Raw genomic sequence first — 8231 nt, 5'->3', positions numbered from 1 at the left:
CTTTCCTCGGCGCGGGCGGCGCCGAAGCACACCCCCCCCCGGGAAGTCGGCACCGTCGCGGGCGGTTCCGCTCGGCGGGCACCTGCGGCGGGGGAACGGAAGACACCGTTCAGCCACGTTCCCCCTGGGCGTGCACGACCACCACGGGGCAGCGGGCGTGCTGAGTGCACCTGTGGCTGACCGAGCCGAGCAGGGCGCCCACGAACCCGCCGTGCCCGCGGCTGCCGACGACGAGCAGGTCGGTTGCCGCGGCGATGTCCAACAGCACCTGCGCCGAGTCGCCCTGGCACACCTTCGTCCGCACCCGGGGCGGGAAACTTCGGCGGTCCACGGCCTTGTCCACCGCGTCCTCGACGGTCACACTGGCGGCGCTCTCGAACTCCCTCGGGGATATCGCGCCCCCTTCCCAGCTGTAGAAGGCCGGGTACTCCCAGGCGGTGACGGCTTCGACCGTGCTCCCGGTGAGCTCGGCCTGACCGAGCGCCCAGTCCAGGGCGGCCAGTGACGAAGCCGAACCGTCCACACCCACGACGATCTTGCTGTCCTCACTCATCGCGCACCGTCCGTTCCGGCGGTCCTGCATCGCGGTTCTGTCGCGGCTCTCGTCCTCATCACGACTGTCGCACGAATCCGTCGTGGACGCCGCAGTAGCGTGAAAGGTCACACGGTGGTTTCACATATACTATTCGAAATCGGATTGTGATCTGAGTGGTTCATGACTACGTTCGTTAACACGGGCGAGGGACTTCTGCGCCGAATACGGTGTTTCGACTTTGGAACGGTCTCCGAAGGGAGTCCGGACGGTGACCCGACCCGTTCCGCGGGGAACGCGGTAATTGGGGGAAGACACTGATGGACAGAACCACGGAAGCACCCACCTGGAGTGTGGTGGCCCATGACGCTGACCGACTGAAGCAGGCCGTTCGTGAACTCGACGCCGAGCGGGACACCGAGACCAAGTACGAGATCGCCTACGAGCTGCTACGGACGGTCACCGTCATCGGGGAACGGCTCGCCACGCTGCTGGACGGACTGGCCAAACGTTACGAGAACCCGGGGATTCCCGAACAGCGCCCCGCGCACATCGCGATGGATCAGGCCGCGGCCGCCGCCGCCGACCTGGGCGAGTGCGCGCGACGTGCCGCGCAGACCCTGCGCGACGAGGACTGAATCGAGCGCACACCGCCCGGCGCGAGCACGGTTCGTCGCAGAGGGGCCCCGGTACCGGGCCCTACCGGGCCCGGAGCAGGACGACACGACGCGCGAAGTGAATCGGATCCGCGCGTGCTGGCTCCGGACGCGCTAGTCTCGCCGCCGTCCCGTCCGGTCGTCCACCGGATGTCGTGCGGCGAACTAAGGAGTCCGCGATGGTCGGGCACTCGGGAAGGAACCGGGCACGGAATCGTGCTTCCCCGTTCCGGAGGCTGCGCAATCCTGAATGGGCCGCGCAGAAGGGGACGTGGCGTTCGGCCCGCCCCTCGACGATCGCGGCCGCGCTCGAACGTGCCAGGGCCCGTCCGGCGGGAAACTGGTTCGTGCTGGCCGGGAGCAGACAGGTCGGAAACGACGAGCCGTTCACCCGGACGATCGGCGGTATCGAAGTGGTGGCCTGGCGGACGCCGGACGGCGGGCTCCACGCCGGTCCGGGGATCTGCCCCCACCTGGGAGCGCCGCTCGGGGAGGGGGCGGTGGACCGCGGTCAACTCGTTTGCAGGTGGCACGGGCTGCGGCTGACCGAGCGCGGCGGTCCGGGATGGACTCCGTTCCCCACCCACGACGACGGTGTGCTGGCGTGGGTGCGGTTGGATTCGGTCGGCGGTGAACGACCGCTCGAGTCACCGGTGGTGCCGCGGCGGCCCGCGCTGCGGGAGAGCATCGCCGAAGTGGCGACCACGGCTGGCGTGTGCGAACCCGACGACATCGTGGCCAACCGACTCGACCCCTGGCACGGATCCTGGTTCCACCCGTACTCGTTCGCCGAGCTCAGCGTGCGGCACGCTCCGGCGGTCGACAGCACGGAGGAGGACGACTTCTTCGAGGTCCTGGTCACCTTCAAGGTGTTCCCGGGGGTCGGCGTTCCGGTCACGGCGGGGTTCACCTGCCCGGAGCCACGCACCGTCGTGATGCGCATCCTCGAGGGGGAGGGCGCGGGCAGCGTGGTGGAAACCCACGCCACCCCGCTGGGGACGGACTCGAGAGGCGAACCGCGCACCGCCGTCGTGGAAGCCACCGTCGCCCACTCGCGGCGCAGGGGCTTCCGCGCGGTGCTGCCCGCTGCGGCACTGCTTCGTCCGCTGATCCGGCGGGTGGCACTCCGGCTGTGGGTCGACGACCTCGCCTACGCGCAACGGCGTTACGAGCTGCGCAGCACCGGACGGTTCCCCGGCTGACAGGGGAGAACGCCCCGAGCTCGGGGCATCCGCGGCGAGAGCCGGCGAGAGGTTCCGCCAAGTGAGTGCCTACGACAACCGGGCCAGCACGGTCCTGCTGGTCGAACCGGACGGAAAACTTCAGCGGCGGTCGACGGTCAGCCCCCGCAACGCGGCCGAACGGCCCCGGTCGGGCACGCTCCACAGGGCGTGCCCGTGGATCCCCCAACCGCGCAGCAGCTCGTTGGCCGCCTGCATCCCGCTCGTCGCCGCGCGTTCCATCAGCGCGACCGGAAGATCCACCCGGACCAGGTCACCGGCCACCACGAGAGCGGGATCGGGAGTGGTGATCGAGGGGCGTTCGGGGAAACCGCCCGGCGGGAAGAGCGGACAGTCCTCCCGCAGCTCGTGCCGTTCGTCGACGATCCCGGCGACCGAGGTCTCCGGATATATTCTGGCGAGTTCGGCCAGCATCCTGGAGCGCAACCGGTCCACGCTCGGCTCTCCCGGAAGCGCGTAACCGTGCAGTTCGACCACGGATCCGCCGCGCAGACCGGCCCATCGGGCCGCGTCCCGTTCGTAGCGTTCCAGGACGCTGACGTTGTCCAGCGGACCGTAGCCACTGGTACCGAGGAACCCGGGGCGGTCCTTCCGCACCGGGCGGTCCAGCCAGAGCCGGGACACGAGAAAGGGCGGGGCCTGCCGCAGCCGCCCGATCCGAGCGCGCCACCAGGGGGCACCCAACTCGGGGGAACGGTGCACGACATCGCGCAGTCCGGTGGTGTCGGTGGCGAGCACGACGGCGTCGGCTTCCAGGCCTCCCGAGTCGGTCCGCACCTCGAACCGGGCGGAACCGCCGGGAACGACGGAGGTGACGCGGGTGCTCGTCCGCACCGAAGCCCCCAGGGAACCGAGGTGGTTGCCCAGCGGTTCCCACAGCGCCTCCGGGAACGTGTCGGAGGCGACGTCGAACAGCAGCCCCTCGCTGGAACCGAGGAAGTAGATGTGGAACATCGTGGCGAGCTCAGCGGCGGACAGCTCTTGCGGAGCGGAGAAGAAGCTGCGGGAGAACACCTCGAAGGCCAGGTGCTTGGCCGCTGCCGGGAAGCGGATCCGGTCCAACAGCGTCGCGGCGTCCAGGTGGTCCAGCCGGTGGTAGATCTCGGGCAGCGAGACCTGGGCCAGCGGAAGCGCGGCACGCGTGCCGAGACGTGGAAGGTCCCTCCAACCGAACGTCGGGCTCCGGGCCACGAAAGCGAACGCGTTCCAGGGGGGAGTCCGCGGCAGTCCCGCGAAGGTGTCCCGGTACCCCGCGCTGTGCACCAGCGGGTAGTCGGAGAGCCCCACCAGCCCCGCGAGCCGCGGGTCGGCGCGACGCAGCAGCGCACGCAGGTTGTAGTACTGCCGGAAGAAGGCGTGGAACCCACGGTTCATCCCGACGGTCGAACCGTCGGCCAGTTCGGTCGACCACCCCCCGACCCGGCCTCCCAGGTAGGGCTCCCGCTCCAGCACGGTCACCGCGACGCCGCGCTCGGCCAGGCCGACGGCGGCGGACAACCCGGCGATGCCGCCGCCGACCACCACGACCCGGGGCGGTGTGCCGAAACGCCCCGCGTCGGCGTGCCCGGGGGGTGCCGGGTGCAGCACCGCTTTGGGATCGCGGCCGGGCAGGATCGCCTCCGATCCGGTTCGCCCGGTGGTCTTCCGGCGGATTCCGGTCAAGCCTGCTCCAAAGACGGTCGTCGGCCGAGCACGGTGTGCACGATGCCGCGCTGCCAACCCGGCATCGCCCCGACCCGGACGTCGTGGAAACCGTTGCGCCGCATTCGTTCCACCAGCTCCGATGTCGAGTCGAACTCCAGCACGCTGCGCCACAGATAGCGGTACAGGCCGGAACGTCCCGTTGCCGCACGGCCGAGCGGGATGATCACGAACCAGCACACCACCGTCCAGATCAGGCGGGCGGAGGGGCGGCCGCGCACGGAGAACTCGTGCAGCGCCAGCGGCGCACCGGGGACGAGCAGGTCACGCAGCAGCCGCACCCCGCGTTCCGGCGCGGGGAGGTTCCGGAGGAGATAGCACGCGAGAACACCGTCGAACGGGCCCCGAACACCGGCCCGGTCGAGCTCCTCCAGGGAGGCGTGTACGAACTCGACCGTGGAGGGCCAGGACTTCCTCCGTGCCCTGCGCAGCATCGCGGCCGAGGCGTCCACGGCGACGATCCGGGCGTGCGGGGCCACCCGCAACAGGGCGGCGGTGGAAGCTCCGGTCCCGCAACCGGCGTCCAGCAGCCGCAGCCCGCGTCCACCGTCCGGGCACCGCAGCCGGGCGGCCGAACGGGTGAGCGCCCCGTGGTACCCGGGGGAGAGCCCCACGAGCAGGTCGTAACGTTCGGCCGCCCGTTCGAACCCCCCGACCACCGGATAGTCCGAAGAGCCGTCCCCGGGCGGCCGCGTCGGCCCCTGCCGGGGCCGACGCCGCGCTCGAATCCCGGCGCGCTCGTCACCTCGCCCGCGGTTCCCCCGCCGCACTGTTCCCTCCGAGTTCCGGTTCGAGCAACGGGATCTGTTCGGCGGCCCACGGGCTGATCGCCCACGGCGTCCGGTGGGCGAGGCTCACGAAGTCCGCCCACTCCGTCCAGGTGGAGTCGGCGATCTCCGCCGGGTCCGGGCGCACTTCTTCGGTGGTGACCGCCGTGTACACCGGGCACACCTCGTTCTCCACCGTTCCCGTGACGTCGACCGCCCGGTAGCGGAAGTCGGGCAGTCGGACCCGCAGTTCGCCGATCCGGATCCCCAGCTCCTGGCCGACCCTGCGGTGCACGGCCTGCTCCATCTCCTCGTCGGGGGAGGGGTGACCGCAGCAGGAGTTGGTCCACACCCCGGGCCAGGTTCGTTTGTCCAGGGCCCGACGGGTTACCAGCAGCCTGCCCCGCTGGTCGAACACGTAGCAGGAAAAGGCGAGATGCAGCGGGGTCGAACCGTGGTGCACTTCGGATTTGGGAGCTGTACCGACCGGATTGGCGGTCTCGTCCAGCAGGACGACCAGTTCCGTGGCGGAGGTGGACAGAGTCGAATTCATCGTCTAGGGGCCACCCAACGTCGAAAAGGAAGACATGTGTTCGCGCGCTTCCGTCGACCGTGCGCGGATCCGGGCACTCGCGACCTCGGCCGCGCCCGTGAGGGCCACGCCGAGTCTACGTGCTCCGGACACCGACACCCGGTTGGCGAAAACGTCGTAATCCGACTCCACGATCCGGTCCAAGATCTCACCGTAAAGGGTATAAGCGGTGGAAATACACGGTCGGGCTATCGGATCGAGCATTTCGATACCGCTCGCGGCATAGTGGTACAGAGCTCTGGTGCGCGCCACCTGATCGCCGAGCGCGCGGCGCACCTGACGGTCGGGGCGGCCGTCCCGCAGACACCGGTACAGACGTTGCCGGTCGACGTCGAACACCGCGAGCTCGTCGGCGGGCAGGTACACCCGGCCGCGCCGCAGGTCCTCCCCGACGTCGCGGAGGAAGTTGGTGAGCTGGAAAGCGTTCCCCAACGCGGCGGCGTAGGGGGCGGCCCGGCTCCTGGGGACCTCGGTTCCGAGCACCGGAAGCACCTCCAGCCCGATCACCTCGGCCGAGCCGTGCACGTACTCGTCCAGCGCGCGGCGGTTCGGGTAGTCGGTGACGGTGAGGTCCTGCCGCATGGCGGACATGAAGGCCGTGAAGTGTCGGTGCTCGATGCCGTAGCGCCGCGCCGTGTCGGCCACGGCGGAAACGACGGGGGAATCGCTGTGCCCGCCCCCGAGGGCGGAGTCGAGCTCGGTGGACAGCTGGTCCAGTCTCACCCGCCTGGTTTCGTGATCGAGCGTGTCCGAGGGGTCGTCGACGATGTCGTCCACCTGACGCGCCAGCCCGTACAGGGCGTGGATCGCGGGTCTTCTCGCCGGGGGGAGCATGCGCGTGGCCAGGAAGTAGGTCCGGCCGTGCGCTGAGTTGAGCGAGCGGCAGTCCCGGTAAGCGGCCCTGAGACCGTGGTCGCGGATACCGGCCGCGTCCAGCTCGTGCGCGCTCATCGCCGGCCCGCTCCGAGGTCCGTGGTGCGCGTGGCCGAACCGCTGCCGCGCTCGTCGCCCAGGATGCGCCGGGCCGCCAGTTTTCCCGAGATCAACACCGGTGGGACGCCCACCCCCGGCGTGGTCCCGCAGCCCGCGAGCACCGCGTTGTCCAGCCCGCGCACCAGGTTGCGCGGGCGGAAAGGCCCCGTCTGCGGGAAGGTGTGGGCCGCGCTGAACGGGGTGCCCGCGAGCAGTCCCCGCGCGGCCCAGTCCTGCGGTGTCACGATGCGACTCACCTCTATGGAGGAGCCGAAACCGGGCATGAGCCGGTCCTGCAGCAGCTCGATCGTCTCCTGCGCATAGCCCTCGGCGATGCGTTGCCAGTCCTGCCCCGCCAGCTCCAGGTTCGGGCAGGGCACCAGCACGTGGTGCAGATGCCTGCCTTCCGGGGCCAGGGACGGATCGCTGCGTGTCGGATTGGTGATCAGCACCGAGGGGTCGGTCATCAACCGCCCCTGGCGGGTCAGCTCCTTGAAAGTGCGCTTCCAGGCCGTTCCGAACGAAAGGGTGTGGTGCCGCAGCAGCGGCTGCTCACGGTCGGTGCCGGTGTGGATCAGCAGCGCCGAGGGGGCGGCGCGCATCCGCAGGGGCCGTCGTGGCGTGTGACCGAGCAGACCGTAGGAGACGGGGAGATCGGGGGTCAGCACCACCGAGTCGCACGGGATGCGCTCCCCGTGATCGGTGTGCACGGCCGTCACCCGCGAGCCGTCGCGTTCCAGCCGTTCGACCGCACTGCCGTAGCGCATGGTCGCGCCGGCCTCGGTCGCGGCACCGGACAGGGCGTCCGGCACGGCCCGCATGCCCCCGCTGGGGAAGTAGACACCGCCCACGGTGTCCATGTACGAGATCACCGCGTAAGCGGCCAGGGCGTCGTGCGGTGCGACACCGGCGTACAGGGACTGGAACGAGAACACGCGCTTGAGCCGTTCGTCGTCGAGGAAACGTCCGATGGCCCGGTGCAGGCTGCCGAAGCCGCCGAGCGCGGCGAGCCGGGCGAGGTTCGGTTCCACCAGGTTCAGCGGCGAGTCGAAGTTGGCGTCGATGAAGGTCCTGTACTGGGTCGCGTAGAGCCGGTGCAGCCACTGGCGCAGTTTCCGGTAGCCTGCCGCCTCGGCCGGTCCGGCGAACTCGCGGACCTCCTGCTCCATCGCGTGACCGTCGGTGCGCACGTCGATGCCGGAGCCGTCGGCGAACCAGGCGCGGTAGGCTGGGTCCAGCGGCATCAGCTCGAGCCGTTCGTGTACCGATTCGCCGACCGCTCCGAGCGCCTCGTCCAGCAGCTCCGGCATGGTCAACACCGTGGGGCCGGTGTCCATGCGGTATCCGGCGAGGTCCAGTCGCCCCGCCCGTCCGCCCGGTGTCGTCTCGCGCTCGACGACGGTGACCTCGCGTCCCGCCCCGAGCAGATGCAGCGCGGCAGCCAAACCGGAAAGCCCAGCCCCCACGACGACTACGTGATCGGTGGGTCCGGTTACGGTCCGCATGCGACGTCTTCCTCCGGAACGGGGTGAGTGCGTTGGGATGTGCTGATCCTGACGGATGATCGGGAAAACCGTCCGTGTTCGCGCGATTCAGTCTAGAAAGCCGCTTGAGTCCCTTCAAATTCTCGCCTCCGGTTCGTCCGGGCCGGCCGCTGAGATCTCCGACACGAACGAGGGAGTCCACGCCCCCGGAGGTAAGGGTGATCCCGTCCGGTTCGGTTGTGAGCCGCCCTCCGGCCGGTGTCCGGGCGAGAACGGCGCTCCGGGC

The 8231-nt window shown here is 70.1% G+C and carries 8 protein-coding genes; 2 read left to right on the top strand and 6 right to left on the bottom strand.

Annotated elements, in window-relative coordinates:
* Positions 1-109: 109 nt before the first annotated feature.
* On the bottom strand, positions 110-553 hold the full coding sequence (locus FHR84_RS21900) for a universal stress protein (RefSeq protein ID WP_179537438.1): 444 nt from the start codon (positions 551-553) through the stop codon (positions 110-112).
* 299 nt (positions 554-852) lie between these two features.
* Between FHR84_RS21900 and FHR84_RS21895 the strand changes: the two genes are divergently transcribed.
* On the top strand, positions 853-1170 hold the full coding sequence (locus tag FHR84_RS21895) for a hypothetical protein (protein WP_179537437.1): 318 nt from the start codon (positions 853-855) through the stop codon (positions 1168-1170).
* A gap of 197 nt (positions 1171-1367) precedes the next feature.
* Entirely contained in the window at positions 1368-2390 is a 1023-nt protein-coding gene (locus tag FHR84_RS21890) for a Rieske (2Fe-2S) protein (RefSeq protein ID WP_179537436.1), read from the top strand.
* Positions 2391-2510: 120 nt separating this feature from the next.
* Here FHR84_RS21890 and FHR84_RS21885 read toward each other — a convergent pair whose 3' ends face one another.
* From FHR84_RS21885 to crtI, 5 genes are all read right to left on the bottom strand, one after another.
* On the bottom strand, positions 2511-4091 hold the full coding sequence (locus tag FHR84_RS21885; RefSeq protein WP_179537435.1) for an FAD-dependent oxidoreductase: 1581 nt from the start codon (positions 4089-4091) through the stop codon (positions 2511-2513).
* Positions 4088-4789 (bottom strand): class I SAM-dependent methyltransferase, encoded by a 702-nt coding sequence (locus tag FHR84_RS21880; protein WP_179537434.1) that lies wholly within the window; start codon positions 4787-4789, stop codon positions 4088-4090. The genes FHR84_RS21885 and FHR84_RS21880 overlap by 4 nt, the downstream gene beginning before the upstream one ends.
* 82 nt (positions 4790-4871) lie before the next feature.
* On the bottom strand, positions 4872-5450 hold the full coding sequence (gene idi / locus FHR84_RS21875; RefSeq protein ID WP_179537433.1) for an isopentenyl-diphosphate Delta-isomerase: 579 nt from the start codon (positions 5448-5450) through the stop codon (positions 4872-4874).
* Positions 5451-5453: 3 nt separating this feature from the next.
* Positions 5454-6440: a phytoene/squalene synthase family protein gene (locus FHR84_RS21870; RefSeq protein WP_179537432.1), complete on the bottom strand. Its 987-nt coding sequence runs from the start codon at positions 6438-6440 to the stop codon at positions 5454-5456.
* On the bottom strand, positions 6437-7966 hold the full coding sequence (gene crtI / locus FHR84_RS21865; RefSeq protein ID WP_179537431.1) for a phytoene desaturase family protein: 1530 nt from the start codon (positions 7964-7966) through the stop codon (positions 6437-6439). The genes FHR84_RS21870 and crtI overlap by 4 nt, the downstream gene beginning before the upstream one ends.
* Positions 7967-8231: the final 265 nt, after the last annotated feature.

It is taken from the genome of Actinopolyspora biskrensis, from assembly GCF_013408175.1.
GTDB classification, from domain to species: domain Bacteria; phylum Actinomycetota; class Actinomycetes; order Mycobacteriales; family Pseudonocardiaceae; genus Actinopolyspora; species Actinopolyspora biskrensis.
Note: the sequence above shows the minus strand (reverse complement) of the source record. Positions and strands in the feature narration are given on the sequence as shown.